General features: G+C 42.4%; 16 protein-coding genes. 11 read left to right on the forward strand and 5 right to left on the reverse strand.

Annotated elements, in window-relative coordinates:
• Window positions 1-147 precede the first annotated feature (147 nt).
• Window positions 148-2,637: an outer membrane beta-barrel family protein gene (locus tag IZT61_RS15455; protein WP_196097952.1), complete on the reverse strand. Its 2,490-nt coding sequence runs from the start codon at window positions 2,635-2,637 to the stop codon at window positions 148-150.
• Between the two features lie 260 nt (window positions 2,638-2,897).
• Here IZT61_RS15455 and IZT61_RS15460 point away from each other — a divergent pair, with 260 nt between their 5' ends.
• Both IZT61_RS15460 and IZT61_RS15465 read left to right on the forward strand, forming a co-directional pair.
• Window positions 2,898-3,824: a 2-hydroxyacid dehydrogenase gene (locus IZT61_RS15460; RefSeq protein WP_196097953.1), complete on the forward strand. Its 927-nt coding sequence runs from the start codon at window positions 2,898-2,900 to the stop codon at window positions 3,822-3,824.
• A gap of 117 nt (window positions 3,825-3,941) precedes the next feature.
• Entirely contained in the window at window positions 3,942-4,418 is a 477-nt protein-coding gene (locus IZT61_RS15465) for an OsmC family protein (protein WP_196097954.1), read from the forward strand.
• Between the two features lie 270 nt (window positions 4,419-4,688).
• Here IZT61_RS15465 and IZT61_RS15470 read toward each other — a convergent pair whose 3' ends face one another.
• A complete protein-coding gene (locus IZT61_RS15470) occupies window positions 4,689-6,569 on the reverse strand; it encodes a M1 family metallopeptidase (RefSeq protein WP_196097955.1) in 1,881 nt (626 codons plus the stop codon).
• A gap of 285 nt (window positions 6,570-6,854) precedes the next feature.
• On the opposite strand from IZT61_RS15470, the gene greA reads away from it, so the two are divergent.
• The 3 genes from greA to IZT61_RS15485 all read left to right on the forward strand — a co-directional run bounded on the left by greA (window position 6,855) and on the right by IZT61_RS15485 (window position 8,680).
• Complete coding sequence (greA, locus tag IZT61_RS15475; protein ID WP_010603520.1) at window positions 6,855-7,328, forward strand: transcription elongation factor GreA; 474 nt, start codon at window positions 6,855-6,857, stop codon at window positions 7,326-7,328.
• 177 nt (window positions 7,329-7,505) lie between these two features.
• Window positions 7,506-7,904 (forward strand): HIT family protein, encoded by a 399-nt coding sequence (locus IZT61_RS15480; protein ID WP_196097956.1) that lies wholly within the window; start codon window positions 7,506-7,508, stop codon window positions 7,902-7,904.
• A gap of 623 nt (window positions 7,905-8,527) precedes the next feature.
• A complete protein-coding gene (locus tag IZT61_RS15485) occupies window positions 8,528-8,680 on the forward strand; it encodes a hypothetical protein (protein ID WP_196097957.1) in 153 nt (50 codons plus the stop codon).
• A 108-nt stretch (window positions 8,681-8,788) separates the two neighbouring features.
• Here IZT61_RS15485 and IZT61_RS15490 read toward each other — a convergent pair whose 3' ends face one another.
• The 3 genes from IZT61_RS15490 to IZT61_RS15500 form a co-directional block, all read right to left on the reverse strand.
• Complete coding sequence (locus tag IZT61_RS15490) at window positions 8,789-9,679, reverse strand: pirin family protein (protein WP_196097958.1); 891 nt, start codon at window positions 9,677-9,679, stop codon at window positions 8,789-8,791.
• A 175-nt stretch (window positions 9,680-9,854) separates the two neighbouring features.
• Entirely contained in the window at window positions 9,855-10,955 is a 1,101-nt protein-coding gene (locus IZT61_RS15495; RefSeq protein WP_196097959.1) for an NADH:flavin oxidoreductase, read from the reverse strand.
• 12 nt (window positions 10,956-10,967) lie between these two features.
• A complete protein-coding gene (locus IZT61_RS15500) occupies window positions 10,968-11,270 on the reverse strand; it encodes an ArsR/SmtB family transcription factor (RefSeq protein WP_196097960.1) in 303 nt (100 codons plus the stop codon).
• Between the two features lie 172 nt (window positions 11,271-11,442).
• Between IZT61_RS15500 and IZT61_RS15505 the strand changes: the two genes are divergently transcribed.
• The 6 genes from IZT61_RS15505 to IZT61_RS15530 all read left to right on the forward strand — a co-directional run bounded on the left by IZT61_RS15505 (window position 11,443) and on the right by IZT61_RS15530 (window position 21,283).
• Window positions 11,443-12,021, forward strand: coding sequence for an RNA polymerase sigma factor (locus tag IZT61_RS15505; protein ID WP_196097961.1), 579 nt, complete (start codon window positions 11,443-11,445; stop codon window positions 12,019-12,021).
• A gap of 524 nt (window positions 12,022-12,545) precedes the next feature.
• Complete coding sequence (locus tag IZT61_RS15510; RefSeq protein WP_196097962.1) at window positions 12,546-13,715, forward strand: FecR family protein; 1,170 nt, start codon at window positions 12,546-12,548, stop codon at window positions 13,713-13,715.
• Between the two features lie 148 nt (window positions 13,716-13,863).
• The gene (locus tag IZT61_RS15515; protein ID WP_196097963.1) at window positions 13,864-17,283 is read left to right on the forward strand and encodes a TonB-dependent receptor; all 3,420 of its coding nucleotides are present in this window, start codon (window positions 13,864-13,866) and stop codon (window positions 17,281-17,283) included.
• Window positions 17,284-17,293: 10 nt separating this feature from the next.
• Window positions 17,294-18,802 carry a RagB/SusD family nutrient uptake outer membrane protein gene (locus IZT61_RS15520; RefSeq protein ID WP_196097964.1) on the forward strand — a complete coding sequence of 503 codons (1,509 nt, stop codon included), beginning with the start codon at window positions 17,294-17,296 and terminating at the stop codon, window positions 18,800-18,802.
• Window positions 18,803-18,814: 12 nt separating this feature from the next.
• Window positions 18,815-20,218 carry a PKD domain-containing protein gene (locus tag IZT61_RS15525; protein WP_196097965.1) on the forward strand — a complete coding sequence of 468 codons (1,404 nt, stop codon included), beginning with the start codon at window positions 18,815-18,817 and terminating at the stop codon, window positions 20,216-20,218.
• A gap of 195 nt (window positions 20,219-20,413) precedes the next feature.
• Window positions 20,414-21,283 carry a glycoside hydrolase family 16 protein gene (locus IZT61_RS15530; protein WP_230383720.1) on the forward strand — a complete coding sequence of 290 codons (870 nt, stop codon included), beginning with the start codon at window positions 20,414-20,416 and terminating at the stop codon, window positions 21,281-21,283.
• Window positions 21,284-21,748: the final 465 nt, after the last annotated feature.

Consider the following 21,748-nt stretch of genomic DNA (forward strand, 5'->3'; position numbering starts at 1 on the left):
CAACTATCAGCGGTTCTCATCCTCAGCTTGACTGGGGATCTTACTGATCAGTCTTTTTACACTGTATTCAGATTCTCTCCTGCGCGGGAAAGACGGCAAGAATAACGTCATCCGATACCTACCAGATCTTCGGCGGGTGAGGCTCTTTTAAAACGATCCCTCGTCTGGGCGGTTATCTTGTTGATCGTCTTTTTTCTTGGTTTTGTTTAGGTTAAAGCTTGTTTTTCCGAAACGGTAAGAAAAAGTTAAGTTGCCCATGGTGCCACGCATTCGGCGCTCAAAATCGATAGTTGTATAATTGTCATCCGTCGTCATGCTCCAGGCCCTGGTGTTAAAAATATCTCTGATGTTTAAACTCAGTGATGCTTTCTTGTTCGGGAAATCGTATTTCGCACCGCCATCAATTCCGTACATGGCGTTTCTTTTTCCCTGGGCCATCACCTCTGGGGCCCTGTAATCGCCACGCATTTGTAGCGACACATTTTTTGCCACCGTTAAGTTTGCCGTTAAGTTGGCATTCCAGCTAAAACCGCTGCTATTGGCAATGTTGTAGCGCTCATCGCCGTAAAACTTACTTTGGTACAGGTTTACGTTTGTAGTAAAGTTTAAAGCTTTAAGCAGATCGAACCGGCCAATTAACTCTAGTCCGCTGTTTATCTGACGAGATAAGTTTTGTGGTGTCGAGATGATCACACCGTTTTCATCAGGTACGCTTCTTACCCGTTGGATTACATCGTTTGTTTGGCGAAAATATAAACTTGATGTTAAGGTCACTTTCTTCCAATATTTCATGTAGCCCAGTTCGAAAGAGTGAACATCTTCTGGTAATAAGTTCGGGTTACCAGCTCTATAATTCAGTGGATCGGAAACATCAAGGAAAGGGTTTGTTTCCCACGGACGTGGACGATTTACGCGTCGGGTATAGCTCAACTGAAGTTGGTTTTCGCCTTTCAATTTCTGGGTTAAAAACACACTTGGATAGATTCGCTTATAATGGATATTTCCCTCGCTCGATGTCAGCACGTTGTTTTGATAGCCCTCTAAATGGGTATCTAAGCGGGCATCTTCGGCCCGTAAACCTATCTGATAGCCAAAGTTCTTAATCTGGTTTTGATAATTTAAGTAAAGGGCGTGCACCTGGTCTTTACTATTAAAATCGTTAATCAGCTTATTGTTTCTAACATACACGCTCGTATTGGTTAAAATAGAATCAGCGTACTGATCGTTATTGCCAAGGCGGATTTGGCTGCGGTAGCCTGCTTCTATTTTGCCAACCTTACCCACTGGTAGCGCGTAATCGGCCTGAATGTTATAGTTGCTGTTATCGCCTGTGTTAAAAATGCGTTGTAAACTTGGGTTTAAATCAACAGCGTTACCGTTGCTATTGGTAACGTTTGTGCTGTAGGTTTGATCGTTGTTGTTGGTTCCGTTAGAGTAACCGAAGTTAAAAGTCAGTTCCTCTTTAGGCTTTTTAAATTTCTGTACATAATCCAAGTTCAAATCATAACTATCGCCATAGCCGTTGTTGGCATTGGTTCTGTTGCTTAACAAAACAGGAGTTCTGGCAGAACTAAGCTGTCTGATGTCGATAAACTCATCTCGCTCATTCTCTCTCGAATTGAAGCCGCCCGATAAACTGATTACGCTTTTTGGCGCCACATAATAATCGATACCTGCCTTTACATTGTGGCCTTGATCTAACGAGTTTGATGAGGTATTCTGATTGGCAAATGCGGTAGAACTGGTTGGATCTTTATAGGTGATATCTTGAAAACCTCCGCCTATGCGGTTGCCATAACGATAGCTGTAATTTCCGTAAATATTTACTTTGCTGTTTTGAAAACTTAGGTTGGTGTTGGCATTATAGTTATCGCGGTTACCGGCAGTTATTGCTGCAGAGCCGTTAAAGCCAAGCTTGGTATTCTTCTTTAATACAATGTTGATTATACCCGATTGGCCTTCGGCATCGTACTTGGATGATGGATTGGTGATTACCTCTACACTTTCAATTGAGCTGGCGGGTATGGAGGCCAATATTTGTGCAACGTTGCCACCCGCAATTAACGAGGGCTTGCCATCGATAAGTACCTTTACGCCACTTGAGCCCCGTAAGCTCACATTGCCATCAATATCGGTAGAAACTGACGGGACGTTTTGCAATAAATCGCCGGCTGAACCACCTTCGCTAATTACGCTTTGATCTACGGTAAAAATCTTTTTGTCGATGCCCATTTGCATGCCAGGCTTTTCGGCAGTTACGGTAACCTCACTTAATATGTTGCCCTTGCCGGGGTTCATCTTAATATCGCCGAAGTTAACGGTTCCGGTTGTTGCAGTAATAGTTACATTGTTTCTAACCATGGTTTGGTAGCCTACGTAACTAATTTTAAAGGTAAAAGTGCCCGTTGGCAAATCGGTCATTACAAAAGCACCATTTACATCTGTTTGTGCAATTTTTGCGTTTTTGCCTGCCTTGTTAATTAAAACAGCTGTTGCAAATGGAATGGTTTCTTGCGTTTTGGCATCTTTTAAAACGCCGGTAATTTTTGCCTTTCCGCCAGTTTGAGCAAAAAGGTTAAACGTTAAACTAAAAAATAAAAGGGTAATCTGTATCGTTCGCGATTTTAAAAGTCTCATTAAAGAATATGCTTTGTGTGTGTTTTTTATAAAGGGAGACAAAGTAACGGCAACTAAGTTTAAATAAGGAGCCGTAACTATTTTATTACAGCCCCTTTATAGTAAAATTTTTGTGAGCATTTGAACGGATTAATGTTCGAAATAAACGCTTGTTTTAGCCCCAAAATGCAGGTAGTTACAGTTTAACGTTGCCCTTATAGAAAACATTTTTCGATAGTACGGAGTTTAAAAGACCTCGAGATTGTTACTTTTGTACAAGCATGAAAAAAATATTGATCGTGGATGATCTACATCCGGTTTTTAAGGAAGAGGCTACTGCCATGGGCTACCAGGTTGATGATGAACCTCAGATTACACGCGAGGAAACTTTAGCAAGAATTAAGGACTACGTGGGCATTGCCGTGCGTACGAAATTTAGAATTGATAAAGCGCTTTTCGATGCGGCGGTAAACCTGAAATTTGTAGCCAGGGCAGGTGCAGGGCTCGATAATATAGATGATAACATAGCCTTTGAGCGGAATATTGAGCTGATTAATGCGCCCGAGGGCAACTGCGATGCGGTGGGCGAACATGCCACTGGTTTACTTTTATCGTTGATGAACAACTTCCGCAAGGCGGATATCGAAATCAGAAACGGTGTTTGGGACAGAGAAGGTAACCGCGGTTATGAGTTAAAAGGCAAAAAAGTAGGTATTATTGGCTATGGGTTTATGGGGCAGAGTTTTGCGAAGAAACTGGCGGGCTTTGAGGTTGATGTAATGGCCTACGATAAATACAAGACGGGTTTTTCTGACGCTTTTGCCCGTGAGGTAAGTATGGAAGAGATTGTGAAATTTAGTGATGTTTTAAGCTTACATATTCCTTTAACAGCCGAGACAAGGCAAATGGTAAATGATGAATATTTTTTCCATTTTAAAAAGCCGATTTTTTTCATCAACACGGCCAGAGGGGAAATTGTAGGTACCCCAGCAGTATTAAATGCGATAAAATCGGGCAAAGTTTTGGGTGCCGGTTTAGATGTTTTGCAAACTGAAAAGTTTCCGGCCCTCGGCGAGCAAACGTGGTACCAAGAACTGGCAGCAAACCCGAAGGTGATACTAACGCCGCATGTTGGCGGATGGACTTTTGATTCGTACCGCAAAATTTCGGAGGTTTTGGCAGAGAAGCTAAAAGGAATGAATTTTTAATTTACGGGAAACCAGCGCATAAAGGATTCCATTTTCTAAATTAAAAACAGTTGCGATTTCTTCTCAAAATCCAATCATTATTTCATAAATTGGCAATACAATCTAACCATTTTTATCATGCCGAAAGATCATCAATATTCAACTACGGTTACCTGGACGGGCAATAAGGGCTCGGGCACAATGGATTATCGTTCATACGATCGCGATTATGTCATTTCTGTAAAGGGCAAAGCCGATATTTCGGGTTCATCTGATTCGGCCTTCCTTGGCGATAAATCGAAATATAACCCCGAAGATTTACTTTTGGCCTCTTTATCAAGCTGCCACATGCTTTGGTATTTGCATCTGTGCTCAAAGAACGAAATTGTTGTTATCGATTATAAAGACGAGGCGGTTGGCACAATGGAAGAATCGGCCGATGGAAGTGGCAAATTTAGGGAAGTTACGTTGCATCCGCAGGTTTTAATTGCCAATAATGCAAATATCGAACTGGCAGAATCGTTGCATAAAGAAGCCAATAAAATGTGCTTTATTGCTAATTCGGTCAACTTTCCGGTTAACCATCAGGTAAGTTGTAAAACGGAGGACAGTTAGTAGTTGTCAGTTGGCAATTTTCAGTTAACGGCTTGGCGTTGTAAATGGCTCCAAATTTTTCTTCATTGCAGTCTTGCTTCAGTTGGCAATTTTCAGTTTTCAGTTAACGGTTTGGCGTTGTAAATGGCTGCAGATTTTTATTCATTGCAGTCTTGCTTCAGCAGACGGGCGGTTTAAAGTGATCGGATGAATACTTGCAATATGCCGATATTCATCCGATCACTTTTTAATTGGCGGTTCCAAACTGAAAATTGAGAACTGCAAACTGACCTATTTTACCTCATAAACATTATCTTTTGGCGTGGCATCAACGTAAATGCCATTATCTAACGCAACAGATTTTATTTTTTTAAGGGTATTAATAACTACTGCAGTTTGTTTTTGGTTGGCTTTCCACACCATTGGCGTTTTATGGATGTTTTCTGTTTTGCCATCACTGTAAGTAACCACAACATTGAATGGAATTGCAAATCCACCGGTATTTTTAACTGCAATGGTATACTTTCCTTTCGCCGGGCTAACTTTCGAAATTGATAAATCAAGGTAATTATTGGTAAAAAACCAGTTTTGGAAAAACCAGTTCAGGTTTTGGCCCGAACCTGCGTTCATGGAGTTAAAGTAATCCCAGGGAATGGGGTGTTTACCGTTCCAGTTATTCATGTAAGTATGCAGTGCTTTTTTGAAAATTTCATCGCCAAGCATGTCCTTCAAAGCCAAATAGGAAAGCGACGCTTTGCCGTACGAGTTATTGCCATAACCTGCTCCCGATACTTGATCTGACATGGAAATTACCGGCTGATCTTCTTCTGCAGATTTATCGTTGATATAATTGTTCACCCGAAACTTTTTGTAGAAATCGTCGGCTGCTTGCTTGCCATGCTCTGCAATACCGATCAAATACTCGAAAGTTGTTGCCCAACCTTCGTCCATATAAGCGTAACGGGTTTCGTTAATGCCCATATAAAACGGAAAATAGGTGTGCGCTACTTCGTGGTCTTGCACCAACTGGGCAAATACCGGATCGCCAAATTGCGAATCGTTGACCATCATTGGGTATTCCATGTCGGCAAACCCCTGAAAGGCGATTGTTTTTACGTAAGGATAAGGAATGCCCGGCCAGTTGTTAGAAAACCAAGCCAACGCATTGATGTTATACTTAACCGAGTTGATGAAATCCTTTCCCGTTGTTGGGTTATAGGCCGCCTGAGCACTGGCCCTTCGGCCGGTTTTTGAATCGACAATTACACTTCCGCCATCCCAAACGTAATGGTTGCTCAAAGCAAAGGTAACATCGGTAATGTGATCTGTTTTAAATTTCCAGGTGTTCCACTCTTTTTGTGCAGTTACCTTGCCTTCTTTTAATTCTTGCGCTGTAGCGATGTGGATAACGCCATCGGTATTGTACGATTTTTTTAAACGCTCGGAAATTTGAGGCTGTAAAACTTCATCGGGGTTCAAAAAATCGCCTGTAGCATAAACTACGTAGTTTTTTGGAGCCTTGACAGAAAAAACATAGTCATTAAAATCGTTATAAAACTCAGCCCTGTCGGTATGCGGAATTCTGTCCCATCCGTTGTAGTCATCGTAAACTGAAATTCGCGGATAACTGTAAGCCACAAAAAATGAGTTCGGGTCGATCTGTCCTTCGCGGCCACTTTCTTTCGATAATGGGTAATCCCAATCGATTTTGACGGTAATCTTTGATTTTGGATTCAGCGGTTTTTTTAAGCGTACGTTGCCAACCGTTCCCCAGTTTTTGCTGTCCACTTGATAGGTTTCGCCATCTACCGAAAACGAGGAAATGTTCAAGCCTGTTGATAAGAAATCTTCGCTTACAGCTCCGCCACGTGGTGATGTTGGCTTATGCAAATTATTTACAAAACGAATGGCAAGTGTTTTTAAGGTATCATTACTGTTATTGCTGTAAACAATTTCCTCTTGTCCGCTCACTACCTTGGTTTCGGCATCAACTTTTATATCCATGTTGTAACGGCCATGGTTTTGCCAATAATTGGGACCGGGTTTTCCGCTCATAGATCGCGTTCCTTTTTGATAGGCCGCCTTAATATTTCGCGGCATATAAAGTTCCTGCGCCGAAACGGTGTAACCGCCTAAAGCAATTAGCAAGGCAATAGAAAGTATTTTTTTCATTTTTTACTGAATAATTTGCGCTAAAAGTAAAAATAATGAGTGAATTATAGAATATATCGAACATTGTGGATAAATAATTGGATAGGCATAAGCATAAGCGGGACGCTTGCGCCAGCGAGGTACAAAAGTGCTGTTCGTCCTTAAATCATAAAAAATCCTGTGTATTTATTTGCTTTTGTAATTTACACAATTTATCTTCGTTATAATTGAAGCAAGACTATGTAGCAAACCAACTATGTAGTCTTGTTTGTTTTTTATAGCGTTTGAAACAAAATTAATAGAGCAATGACAGAGGTAACGTACTACACACAAGAGGGGTTAGATAAATTAAAAGAGGAAGTTCATTATCTAACTACGACTGGCCGTCAGCTGATATCTAAAGCAATTGCTGAGGCAAGAGATAAGGGCGATTTGTCGGAAAATGCAGAATATGATGCCGCTAAGGAGGCGCAAGGTTTGCACGAGGCGAAAATTGCCAAATTGAAAAATACATTGGCTAATGCACGACTGATTGATGAGTCGAAATTAGATTTGTCGAAAGTGCTGGCTTTGTCGATCGTAAAGATCAAGAATGTTAAAAACGGTGCAACGATGACGTATCAATTGGTTGCCGAAAGTGAGGCTGATTTAAAAACGGGAAAAATCTCTGTTAAGTCGCCAATAGCACAGGGATTGCTCGGTAAATCAGTTGGCGAATTTGCCGAAATTGAAGTGCCTGCAGGCAAAATGCAATTCGAAGTATTAGAAATTTCGAGATAAGCAAGAGCGGTGTAAGGTTGAGGGTATAGGCGTAAGGCCAAATTTCGTAAATTGTAAACGCCTCACCTTTACCTCTTATGGTAATCTTTTATAATAAACAAAGACTTTTAGTTGGGCGTAATGCTTTAGCTCCCGCCTTTAGCCCTAAACCTTACACCTTTTAACCTTACACCTTAAATGACTATCTTTTCGAAAATTGTTGCCGGAGAAATAAATGCCCATGTTGTAGCGGAAACCGTGGAGTATTTAGCTTTTTTAGATATTCAGCCGTTAACAGCCGGGCATGTATTAGTGATCCCTAAAATCGAGGTCGATTATATTTTCGATATGGATGAGGATCTGTATGTTGGGCTGTGGATGTTTGCCAAAATTGTAGCTAAGGGATTAAAAACCGCTTTCCCCTGCGAAAAAGTTGGCGTTTCTGTGGTGGGATTGGAAGTTCCGCATGCGCATATACATCTGATTCCGATGAACCATGTAAACGATATGAATTTCAGTAAGGAAAAGCTTAAACCTACCGAAGAGGAGTTGGCCGAAGCTGCTGAAAAAATCAGGCAAGCGCTGTTGGAAGAATAATATCGGCATCGAATCGATCATGTACTTATCAAACAGAGTTGGCCGGTACTGTCAGCAGGAACTGTCTGGCTTCGCTCAGACAAACTCCCTCCAAGCCCTTTAATTTAGTATTTGCTTTAGTGAACACCTTACTGTGAACTTGCATAGGTCGAATCAATTGTTTAAATTTGGTTATGAGGCCACGATTGTATTTTGATACTTCAGTGTTTGGCGGAATCTATGATATTGAATTTCAGCAGCAAACCGAAAAGTTATTTGCAATGGTCAAATGTGGTGAGGTCATTTGTGTATACTCAGATCTGACGGAGTTTGAGCTGCAAAACGCACCGAAAAGGTTAAGGAATATTTCGTTGATTTGGATAAAGAAACTGTCGAATATGTCGAAATCACAGAGGAAATCAACTCCTTGGCAGAAAATTATATCAATGAAAAGGTCGTTGGGCCAACTAGCATCGACGATTGTCGGCATATTGCTTGTGCCACGATAAATAAGGTTGATTACTTGGTAAGTTGGAATTTTAAACACATAGTAAACGTATTCCGCATCCGAGGCTATAACTCGATTAACATTAAAAATGGTTATATACAGTTAGATATACGTTCACCAAAAGAGATCATTGAAAATGAATGATAAAAACGAAAAAAAAGAAAAAAGTTTTGACACAGTCAAATTTTTTCGGACGGTAAAAGAGAAAATAGCAAAAGAAACTGAGGGGATGACTTTTGCAGAGTTTAAAGCATACCTTAACGAACGTAACTTGAAAGTTGAAAGGTGATCAAATTAAATGCTCTTGTTTAATGATAAAATGAACCTCACATCACAAATAGGTGATGTAGATTACCACAACCGATAAAAAATCGATTTCGTAACGACAGCGAAATAGCTACTTTTTCAAATATGGGTTTTGGTTTGGCAGCGGAACAAAATCCGTTTCGCCTGGCACAGACTTGAACTTTTGCTCCAACCAATTTTGCTTGGCTTTTTCTATCAATTCCTTTTCTGACGCTACAAAGTTCCAGTAAATAAACCTCTCTTCGGGAAACGGGTTTCCGCCGAAAATATAAACCGTTGTGTTTTCGAGCATCGTAAATTCGCAGAGTTTGGCATCGTTGGCAATTAATATCAATCGCGGTTCAAACAGGTGACCATCGCTTTCAATCCCGCCCTCCAAAATGTAAAGTGCACTTTCGCCAAAAAGATTATCGCCAATGTTCAGTTTTTGCCTTTCTGTGCTCTTAATCTCTAAAAAATAAAGCGGACAGTAAACGGGAACAGGCGATTTTTTCCCGAAAGCCTCACCGGCAATTAGCTTGATACTTACGTTGTCTTGTTCCCAGCTTGGTATATCTTGATCGTCGACATGAAAAAACTCGGGTTCCATTTGCTCCAAAGCCTTTGGCAGTGCCACCCAAATTTGTAAGCCGTGCAACAATTTATCGGTATGTCGCAAATATTCCGGCGTTCTTTCAGAATGAACTATTCCACTTCCCGAAGTCATCCAGTTTACCTGACCGGGTTTAATGATTACATCCGTTCCCAAACTATCTTTATGTTCAATTTCTCCCTCAAAAAGAAACGTTAAGGTCGATAAGCCAATATGCGGGTGCGGAGGGACGTCTAAATTTTCATGGTCGTTCATTGCTGCCGGCCCCATGTGGTCGATAAAGGCGAAAGGCCCAACCATACGTTTTTCTCTAAATGGCAGTAGCCTGCCAACCATAAAGTTGCCAATGTTTGCTGGTCTTTCTTCGATAATGAGGGAAATATTCGACATGGAATTTTGGGTTGTTTGAAAGTGTGAATTTAAGGAAAATCTTTATAAAAATCGTCATTGCGAGGCACGAAGCAATCTCATGTGATAGATTGCTTCGTGCCTCGCAATGACGAACGGGATATAAAAAAAGCATCCCTTTCGGGATGCTTTTAAATTGCAAATAAAGAATGAAAAATTATACCAATTCTGCCAAAGCCTCTTTGCTAAAGCCTTTTAATTCGTCGGTACGGTTGTTCTTAATTTTTTCTACCCAGTTCGGGTCAGCTAAAAGCGGACGACCAACAGCAACAAGGTCGAAATCGCCACGATCCATCCGGCGTACCAGTTCATCGAGCGAGCTTGGTTGAGAGCTTTGGCCAGCAAAAGCACCAAAGAAATCGCCGTCGAGCCCAACCGAACCCACCGAGATGGTTGCTTTGCCAGTTACTTTTTTGGCCCAGCCTGCAAAGTTCAAATCAGAACCTTCAAACTCTGGCTCCCAGAAACGGCGTTGCGAACAGTGGAAAATGTCAACACCAGCATCTGCAAGCGGCGTTAACCATTGCTCCATTTCAGTTTCATTTTTGGCCAGTTTAAAATCGTAGGCCGCTGGCTTAAATTGCGATAAGCGAATAATAAGCGCAAAATCGTCTCCAACGCGTTTGCGTACTTCTTTAATTACCTCAACGGCGAAACGTGTACGCTCGGCCAATGTTTTGCCACCATAAATATCGGTGCGATTGTTGGTGCCGTCCCAAAAAAATTGGTCGATCAGGTATTGATGTGCACCATGAATTTCTACAGTATCGAAACCTAAGGCTTTTGCATCAGCAGCTGCCTGACCAAATGCGGCAATGGTGTCGGCAATGGCAGCATCGTTCATGGCAACGCCGTTTTCAAAACCGGGCTTGTTAAGAGATGATGGCCCTTCGAACGGGGTGCCTGGCAACCACCCAGATGGGTGATTTTCCATAATACCCTGATGCCAAATCTGTGGACCCATTTGCCCGCCTGCGGTATGAACGCTATTAATTACTTTTTGCCAAGCGGCCAACGCCTGTTCGCCATAAAAGTGCGGGATATTTGGATCGGCCGAAGAGGATGGGCGATTGATTACGGTGCCTTCTGATAAGATCAGGCCAACCTGACCTGCAGCTCTTTTTGCATAATAGGCAGCTACATCATCGGTAGGGATGCCATCAGGCGAAAACGACCGCGTCATAGGCGCCATAACAATTCTGTTTTTCGTGTTCAATGTTTTTAAGCTGAAAGGCTTAAATAAACTATCTGTGTTCATATTTTTCAATTTTTATAATTCTGTAGTAATAATTTCGTTCAGTTTTTTCAACCCCGCTTCGTTGCGTTTGTAGTACGTCCATTGCCCCACGCGGGTTGCAGATACCAAATCGGCTCTTTGTAAAATGGCAAGGTATTCGGAAATGGTGCTTTGAGATAAGCCGGCTTTTGTTTGGATTTGACCTACACAAACACCAACGTTTTCGAAATCGGCATTGGGCTGTTCCGGGAAATTTTCTGCAGGCTGTTTCAGCCAGTTTAAAATCTGTAAACGCGTTTTGTTTGATAAGGCTTTAAAAACTTCTACTTGATCCATGCTGCAAATATATATCGACTTTTCCCGATATGCCAATTATGAAGCTAAAGATTACAATGGTGTGTAAAACGGATTAAGCGTTAAGTAGACGTTTAAAATTGTACGATTTGTGGCGATTTTGTTAGGATTTAAGTTAAACAAATCCTTACATTCGTTTAATCATCCTAACCAAATGTCAACTTACAAATCGCTAACTGATCTTGAGATCTTCGTTCTGATGCAGGAGGGAGATAAGTTCGCCTTCGAGGAAATTTACGAGCGCTTTAATGGTTTGTTATACATTTACGCCTGTAAAATGGTAAGCAATAGGGAGGATGCCCGTGATATTGTGCAGGAGATTTTTGTTTACCTGTGGAGCAACCCAAATATTCAGATCAAAACGCAACTTTCATCTTATTTATATACTGCGGTTCGCTACAAGGTTTTCGATTGGTTGGACAAAAATAAATCGCGGTCGAATTATTTGCAATCGCTGACAGATTTTGCAGAGAAAGGCGATTATGTAACGGATAATTACATTCGTGAAAGAGAATTTGCTTCGCTAATTGAGAAAGAAGTAAGCTTGCTGCCGCCGAAGATGAGATTGATTTTTGAAATGAGCAGGCAACAGCACCTTACCCAAAAACAAATTGCAGAAATTCTTCAATTGTCAGACAAAACAGTTAAAAAACAAATGAGCAATGCGCTTAAGGTTTTAAGATTAAAATTAACTTCGTTTTTGTTGCTGGCTGTTATAGTTTTAATCCGTTAACCGTTGACTGAAGTCAACGGCAATGGAGTTCTATTCCTTGCTAATTTACCGTTGGCTAAAGCCGAACGGCAATGAGGGGCGATGTGCAGGTTTATTCCTCGCTATTCCATTGCCGTCAGTTTCAACTGACGGGATACTAAAGCCGAACGGCAATGAGGGGCGATGTGCCGGTTTATTCCTTGCTATTCCATTGCCGTCAGTTTCAACTGACGGGAGACAGATTTAAAGCTTTTTTGCAGGAAACTCGTTTTATAAACCCGACACTGTGGATACCGGCCTCGAGTGTAAGGCCTGCAGGCGTATGAGCAGGTGGCGGGAGGAAACATTAAAATGAAATGCTGTCTTTGCTTTTCTAAAAAAAAGAATAAATCTGCCGTGGTTGGTATGGCTATTTCTGGGATTACGAGTGGGATTCTTCACTACGTTCAGGATAACAGGCGAAAAATAAAAAATATTTTCATTCCATCTACTACCTGGCGCCTGCTCAACCTACTTGTATTTAATTAGCCAAATATTTTGAAGTAATGAGTAAACAGGAAGTTGAAAAACTTTTAGAAAAGTACCGGAGCGGACTTTGTACTGAAGCTGAAAAGGCTTTGGTAGAATCGTGGCACTTGAAAGCGCTTTCGAACAGAGATTCTGACTTAAATCATGCAGAGTTGATCGATGCACGGAAGCAAATCTGGACTGCGATTCAGGATGAAACAGCAATAAATTCGGGAATAAAAAATAGGCTGTGGCTAAAGCTGGCTGCTGCTGCGATGGTACTTTTCTTTATCGGCTTTGTGATTAAGAGGCAGCTATACGATAACATCGGCACTAAGCCCGAAATTACGAAAAATCAAGATCCGATTATCCGTCCCGGTGGTAACAAGGCCACCTTAACTTTAGCCGATGGCTCTAAAATTTCGCTTACCGATGCCTCTAACGGTGTTATTGCCAAGCAGGCCGGAATAAACATTACCAAAACCAAAAACGGCGAGCTCATTTATACTGTTGCTTCTGTTTCTAACAACAGAAATTTATATAACACCATCGAAACGCCCCGCGGAGGGCAATATCAAATCAACTTGCCCGATGGTACAAGGGTTTGGCTAAATGCAGAATCATCGTTAAAGTATCCTGCAGCTTTTAACGAAGCCGCAAGACTGGTTGAGCTTAAGGGCGAGGCATATTTTGAGGTGGCTAAACAGCTGGACAAAAACGGTGCTCGTGTGCCTTTTAAGGTAAAAACGGAACTGGGTAATGGCAGAGATCAGGAGTTAGCCGTTTTAGGAACCCATTTTAACATTAACGCTTACGCAAATGAGCCGAGCAATAAAACCACCTTGCTTGAGGGAAGCGTACAGATTAAAAACTTGCAAACCAATGCTGCAGCTTTACTCAAACCTGGTCAACAGTCTGTGATCAGTTCATCATCTTCGTTAGTATTAATTCAAAATGTTGATGCTGAGGAATCGGTAGCGTGGAAAGATGGTTTCTTTAGCTTTAATGAGGAAAATTTGCAAACTATTATGAACAAGATTGCCAGGTGGTACGATGTTGAAATCGACTATCGGGGAAACCGGATCAATAAAGTTTTTGGCGGGCGTATATCGCGGTTTAATAGTGTAAACGAAGTTTTGGATATGCTTCAAACAACCGGCGCCGTACATTTTAAAATTGATGGAAGGAGGATTTTAGTTATGCCATAACGTATACCTGCTTTCATCAAGCGATGATGATTTTAGGATAGTGCCAACAAAAAACCGGAAGCGCGGCAACGCTCCCGGCTATATAAAAGGCCTTTTCTAACCGTAAAACTGTGAGATACAATTATTCTTAAACCTAATAACCAAATATATGAATTTTTATACCGATTGGTTGCCCCAACCCAAAGGGCGCCTGTTTAAATTTCTGCTGATTATGAAATTGACGTTTGTCTTACTAATCACTTGCTTTTTACAACTCAGTTATGGGGCTGCCAATGCGCAGAACGTAACTTTATCAGAAAAAAATACCACGCTACTTAAGGTTTTTAAAAAACTAAATAAAGATGTTGGATACAACTTTTTGTACGATTTAGATCTTCTTAAAGAAGCCAAACCCGTAACTATTCAAGTCCGAAATACCGATATTAAGGAAGTGCTCAGGCGCATTTTTAGCGAACAGCCCCTCGGTTTTACGGTTAAAAACAATACCATTATCATCCACCGGAAAGCTGTAGACGGAACGCCACTGATGATCAGAACGTTTGTTGACATCAGAGGAACGGTACTCGACGAGAAAGGACAGCCAATGGTTGGCGCTAGCGTTAAGGTAAAGGGCACCAACCAGGGGATTATGACCGATGCAACAGGTACCTTTATTTTGAGGGATGTAGCCGAAGGCGCAACGCTGGTTGTTTCTTACATTGGTTATGAAAATAAAGAGGTTACCGCCGCCAACGGCATTACTATTACCTTAACACCTTCGGCGGGTTTGTTGGCCGATGCTGTTGTAATTGGTTACGGCACGCAAAAGAAAAGCGTAGTTACCGGCGCCATTGCCTCCGTAAAAGCAACCGATTTGAAAGATATGCCCGTAGTGAGGATCGAACAATCGCTGCAAGGCCGGGCCTCGGGCGTAACAGTTACTACAAGCTCTGGGCAGCCAGGGGATGGTGGCACCATCAGAATTCGTGGTACTGCAAACATCAACAACGCCAATCCGCTGTTTGTGGTAGATGGTGTCGTAATTGGCGGAGGTATCGAATATTTAAATCAATCGGATATCGAATCGATCGAAGTATTGAAAGATGCAGCTTCTGCGGCAATTTACGGTACGCGGGCGGCAAATGGGGTAATTATTGTAACCACTAAAAAGGGGGCAAATACTGGCCGGATTAGAGTAGAATATAACAATTACATCGGTACTCAAGCCCCGTCTACCAAGTTAGACCTTTTAAATGCAACCCAATATGCCACAATTTACAACGAATCGCAACTGGCAGATGGCGTAACTGCAGTGCGTTTTCCGAACCCGCAACAATACGGCGTGGGCACCGATTGGCAAGACGCCGTTTTTAACAACAAGGCCATGATTCAAAACCACGACTTAAATATGAGTGGTGGCAATGAGAAATCAATCTATTATGGCTCTTTCAGTTATTTCGATCAAGATGGTATCGTGGCCACCCAAAATTCGAAGTTCAAGCGCTTTACCGCACGATTTAATTTTGAACACAAGATTACCAAGAACATCAAGTTTGGAAATTCAATCGGTTACACCAGAATTAATTCCACAGGCGTAAGCACCAATACAGAATATGGTTCTCCATTAAGCAGAGCCATTAATATGGACCCGATTACACCTGTTGTGGAAACCGATCCTGCGCAATATGGCCTACCCAAATACTTAAATAACCCCGTAGTAAGAAACGCCGCCGGTTTTCCGTATGGAATTTCTGATTATGCACAATCCGAAATTTTAAACCCCATTGCCGCCTTGCAAGTTGCGCAAGGAAACTCATGGAGCGACAAGGTTGTAGGAAACGCTTTTGCCGAAGTGGAATTTATTAAAGGCTTAAAATTGCGGAGTACCGGAGGTGTAGATTTAGCCTTTTGGGGAGGACAAACTTTTCGTCCCATTTATTACCTCAACTCCATTAATCAATCTACCCTAACCGCCTATACCCGCGATAACAACAGAGGTTTATTTTGGTCATTAGAAAATACGCTAAGTTACGATAAAACCATAGGTAAGCATGTTATCACCGCCTTGGTTGGCTATTCGGCACAAAAAAACAAAGGCGAAACCTCTGGAGGAATTAAAGAAGGAATCCCTGTAGATAACATCCGCGATGCCTCCCTGCAATTTCCTGTAGCAAGAATCAATTCCGATTTTTATGGCGGCGAATACCAAAACACCTTAAATTCAATTTTCGGAAGGATTATTTACAATTACGACGAGAAGTACCTCTTCACCGGGATTATTCGTAGAGACGGTTCATCACGTTTCGGCCCTAACAATAAGTATGGTTATTTCCCATCCGCATCGGCAGGTTGGGTTGCATCAAGAGAAAGTTTCTGGCCCCAAAATAACATCATTACCTTCCTCAAATTCAGAGGGTCGTACGGGATAAACGGTAACGATAATATTCCCGATTTTAGCTATTTAGCTACCGTAAGCGGCGGACGAAATTACTCGTTAGGTACAGCAGCAGGTCAGGCGTTGGTTAACGGTGTAAGCCCGAATGCGCTTTCAAACCCCGATTTGAAGTGGGAAGAAACTTCATCATTCGATTTGGGCTTCGATGCCACGTTGTTTGAGGGCATTACCCTATCAACCAGTTATTTCAATAAGAAAACCTACGGCATGTTGCTTCAACAAGTCGTGCCATCGTACGTGGGCAACACAGGTCCTTACGCCAATACGGCCGATTTATACAACCGCGGTTTTGAGGTAGAACTGGGCTGGAACAAAAGAGTAGGCGAGTTTAGCTTCCGCGTTGCAGGTAACGCCTCATTTATTAAAAATGAAGTGACCTTGCTAGGTGCCGATAAAGATTATCTGCCTAGCAGACAAACGATTACTCCGCAGAGCTTAGAAGTAACAAGGGTTGCCGTTGGTCAATCCGTCGATTCGTTTTTCGGCTACCAAAGCGCAGGTTTGTTCCAAAATCAGGCAGAAATAAACAATTATAAAAACAGCGCCGGAGCCCCCATACAGCCCAATGCCAAACCGGGCGATATTAAGTTTTTAGATTTAAACGGCGATGGATTGATTAGCGATGCCGATAGAACATTTTTGGGCCGATCTAACCCGAATTTTACCTATGGCTTAACGTTTTCGGCAAAATACAAAGGGTTCGATATTTCTCTTTTCGGACAGGGCGTTTCTGGAAACATGATTTTTAATGGTTTAAGAAGGTTCGATTTAAGCCCGTCTAATTACACCACAAACATTTTAAACAGATGGACCGGCGAGGGAACCAGCAACATGGTACCGCGTGCAACTTTGGCCGACGAGAACAAAAACTACAGTCGCGTTTCGAGCCTGTTTTTAGAAAGTGGCGCTTATTTCAGGTTAAAGAATGTTCAGTTGGGCTATACCTTGCCCAAAACCCTGATCAATAAGGTTGGCCTCGATAATCTGAAGTTTTATGTAATGGCGAACAACCTTTTCACCTTGACCAAGTACACGGGCTACGACCCTGAAATTGGTGGTGGAAGTTTAGGTGTAGACCGTGGTTTTTATCCACAAGCAAGATCATTCTTTGTAGGTGTAAATGTTGGATTTTAATAATTTAGTGATGAAGATTAAAGATATAAAATATGCTGTTGCCGTACTGGCAATAATGCAGTTATCCGTTTCGTGCAAGAAAGACTTTTTGGAATTAACCCCCAAGGGTACAGCAACCGAAGAAAATTTCTATCGCAACGAAACTGAGGTTTATCAGGGCTTAATAGCCGTTTATGATGTGATGCAGTGGGGAACAAGCGGAGGTTATACCATGAAACAGCCGTTGTTGAGCGCCGCATCAGACGATTGTTGGGCCGGTGGCGGTAATGCCTCCGATCAACCGGGGTGGGTTGCTTACGATAATTTCAACATGGATTCGAGACTCGGCCCGCAGGTTGGGTTATGGTCGAGGAATTTTACCGGTGTAAACCGTGCCAACATCATTCTTGGCAAAATCGATAATGCAACTACGTTAAGTGCAACATTTAAGGCCCGCGTAACGGCTGAGGCGAAATTTTTAAGGGCCTATTTTTATTTCGATCTGGTTAGGTTTTTTGGCAACGTTCCGCTCATTACGCAACAAATTCCAACCGCCGATTTATATACGCAAACGCAATCGGCACCTGCTGCCATTTATGCGCAGATAGAAAAAGATTTGAGAGAGGCTTATCCCGATTTGCCTGCAGTGGTTCCCTCGGGAGAAAAAGGCAGAATATCAAGAGGCGCAGCTAAAGCATTGCTGGGTAAAGTGTTGCTTTTTGAAAACGATAACGCCAAGCTAACCGAGGCCGCAACTTTATTTAACGATGTAAATAAAACCGGTAACGAATATGGTTACGCGCTGTTGCCCAACTATGCAGATATTTTCAGGCCAGATAACAAATTCAATGCAGAAGTGATTTTAGAAATTCCGCATTCAACTTTAGGTGCCTGGGGCGACTGGGGCTGGGTTAATGGCGGCGAAGGTAATGTAGCGCCACAGTTTGTGGGCATGGATAGTTACAATGGCGATACGTATTCGGCGGGTTGGGGCTTTTGCCCGGTCACGTTGGATTTGGTAAACGCCATGAAAGCTGATCCGCGTTTTGGAACATCCATTATCGATGGTGCCGCATTAAAAGCTGCCGGAGGAACATACAACGCCCGTTACCAAAATACCGATTATTTTATTAAAAAGTACGCACCGTTAAAGGCTTACCGATCAAACAGTGGAACGGCAGAATTAAACTGGCCGATTGATGAAATCGAAATGCGCCTGGCCGATACTTATTTAATGGAGGCCGAAGCTTTGGTACGGTCGGTAGGCAATGCCACCCGTGCCCTCGAATTACTTACCGCCGTACGTGCAAGGGTTGGTTTGGCGCCAGTACCCGCAACCTTAGATAACATTTTTAACGAGCGCCGTTTAGAGCTGGCTTTCGAAGGGCATCGTTTCTTTGATCTTGTTCGTTCGGGCAGGGCAGTTGCAGTACTTGGGCCTTTAGGCTATAAAGCAGGTAAGAGTGAGCTGTTACCAATTCCGCAACAAGAAATTGATTTAACCAAAGGCGTAATCAAACAAAATCCGGGCTATAATTAATCAGATATTATCATGAAATTCAATTATATCATAAAACAATCGGCTGGGTTTCTTAGCCTGTTGATATTGCTGAGCATCAGTGCCTGCAAAAAAGAAAATACAGATAAAGAGTTGGGTGCATTGCCTACCGCCGATCAGGTTAAGTTTACCGTAACGCCAAGCACAACCAACGCCAATGTAGTTACGCTGGTAAACGAGTCGCCGGGGTTTAAGGCCCTTTGGGATTTCGGAAACGGTGGCACTGCCGATGGCAACACCGTAACCGCATCTTACCCCCTCGCCGGAACGTATAACGTGAAGTTAACCATTGTAACCGATGGGGGTTCCGTTTCGAGCACAAAAGCCGTGGTCATCGCAAATACCAACCCCGCCATGTTAACCGATCCTGCATTTACTACTTTGTCCGGAGGCTTATCCAATGCGTCGGGCTTTACGTGGGTAATCGATCAAAAATCGGCCGGACACTTAGGCGTTGGGCCGATCACTTCGCAAGCGCCCGATTGGTACCAGGCAGCGGCAGATGAAAAAACTGGACTTGGCTTTTACGATGATGAAATGACCTTTAACATGAATGGGTTGAAATATACTTACGATAATAAAGGCACTACATTTGCAAACGCATCCAATGCCCCGGGAATTGGAGGCCCGGCGGGAGCAAATGATCCAACGGTAAACTATACGCCAGCAACCAATTTAACCTGGCTAATTACTGAAACCAATGGCGTTAAATATCTAACTATATCTGGTGGAGGCTTTATCAGTTATTATTTAGGCGTATCTCAATACCAGATCTTATCGCTAAATGAAAATGAGATGTGGCTGCGGTGTTTAGATAAGGCAAACGCAGGAAATGCCTGGTACTTAAAATTGGTTAAAAAAGGCTATGTAAGGCCAGTGGTACAAAAACCATTACAAGCGGCCAACCTGAGTGATGATTTTCAAAACACGGCAAACTTTACGTGGACGACGGAGAATATCGACTTTACCCGTCCGTATGATAACCCTGCCAAATTTCCGGTAAATACATCGGCAAAAGTTGGTTATTACGAAAAACGCACCGGTGATGAGGGGCAATATGGAAATTTAAACGTTACACTGCCGTACCGTTTCAACCTGGCCACTACCAACAAAATCAGGCTGAAAGTGTTTTTCCCCGGAGGCAACAACTTTACCAAAACGCCGGCAACCGTTTCAGTGAAATTGCAAAACTCACTTCTGGGCGGTAATGCCTGGCAAACCCAAACGGAAATTGTGAAGACCATTACGCCTCTGCAATACAACAGTTGGGTGCAGTTAGAATTCGATTATTCGGGAATAAGCACACAAACATTGTACGATAAAATAGTGGTTCAGCTCGGCGGCGAGGGGCATCCAAATCCGGGCATATTTTATGTTGATGATTTTGAATTTAAGTAGGTGGTTGTCGAGTCTTAATATTAATGTCATTCTGAATGCAGTGAAGAATCTTTAGGCGATGGAATGCTAGCTTTAATGAAGCACAAGCCCAAACACGTGAATGCCTGTGGCTAAAGCACGGGTATTAAGTTATCTCGGAACAGATTCTTCGTGCCTTAGAATGACAAATAAAACTGTTTTAATTAGAAAATTGCGATGAAGTATTTTAAGAGAGAGATGATTACTGCTTTGGCAGTTGGGTTGATGGCGTTAAGTTCATGCTCAAAAAAAACTGACGACGGTCCGGTGTATGTTCCTCCGGTGCCTGCCGGGCCGCCAACAGATAAGGGATGGACATTTGAAACAACGCCAACCTGGGCTGATGAATTTACAAACACGGGTGCACCTTTGGCCAGTAACTGGGATTACGATACCGGTGGCGGCGGTTGGGGCAACAGAGAGTTAGAGTATTATACCAATACCACCAACAATGCAAGCGTGGCAAAAGGCGTTTTAACCATCACAGCCAAGAAAGAAAACATGGGTGGGATGGCTTACACCTCATCGCGAATGGTAACCCGGGGAAAGCTCGACGCATTGTATGGCCGTTTTGAAATTAAGGCAAAACTCCCCTTTGGTAAAGGAACATGGCCGGCAATCTGGATGCTGCCAACCGATCGTTTTTACGGCGACTGGCCAAAATCTGGCGAAATCGACATCATGGAACATGTGGGCTACGATCAGGATATGGTTCACTTTACTACGCACAGCGAAGCCTATTATTTTAAGATCAACACACAAAAAACAAGCACCAAAAAAATCGACGGTGTAAGTACGGCTTTTCATTTGTACCGTGTCGATTGGACGCCCTATGCCATAAGGGGATATTTTGATGATGTAAAAGTTTTTGAGTTTGCCAACGAGGGTACAGGCTATAAAGTGTGGCCTTTCGATAAGCGCTTTCATTTGCTGTTAAACATTGCCGTAGGTGGCGATTGGGGCGGGGCACAAGGCGTTGATGATTCCATTTGGCCCCAAAAAATGGAAGTCGATTATGTTCGATATTATAAAATGGTCGACAAATAGACTTTGGGATTAGTTTAGATTAGAAGTCGCTAAGAAATTAGCGGCTTTTTTTTCACAATAAAACTCACCATCTAAGAACGCCAGGAGGCTAAAACCCTAGCATAAAATTTGACCACAAAGGAACATAGGCCGCATAGCGTAGCTATATACAACTATGTTTTCTATGTGCCTATGTGGTCAAAATAAATTAGCCAAATTCGAACGGTAGATAACAGAACACTATTTAGACAATTCTCAAAATTAGCTCAGCATCTACGGCAGCTAAAACCATAAGTATAAAATTTGACCACAAAGGAACATAGGCCGCATAGCGTAGCTATATTCAACTATGTTTTCTATGTGCCTATGTGGTCAAAATAAATTAGCCAAATTCGAACGGTAGATAACGGAACACGATTTAGGCAATTCTCAAAATTCGCTCAGCATCTAAGGCAGCTAAAACCATAAGTATAAAATTTGACCACA

This window comes from Pedobacter endophyticus (genome assembly GCF_015679185.1).
Taxonomy (GTDB): domain Bacteria; phylum Bacteroidota; class Bacteroidia; order Sphingobacteriales; family Sphingobacteriaceae; genus Pedobacter; species Pedobacter endophyticus.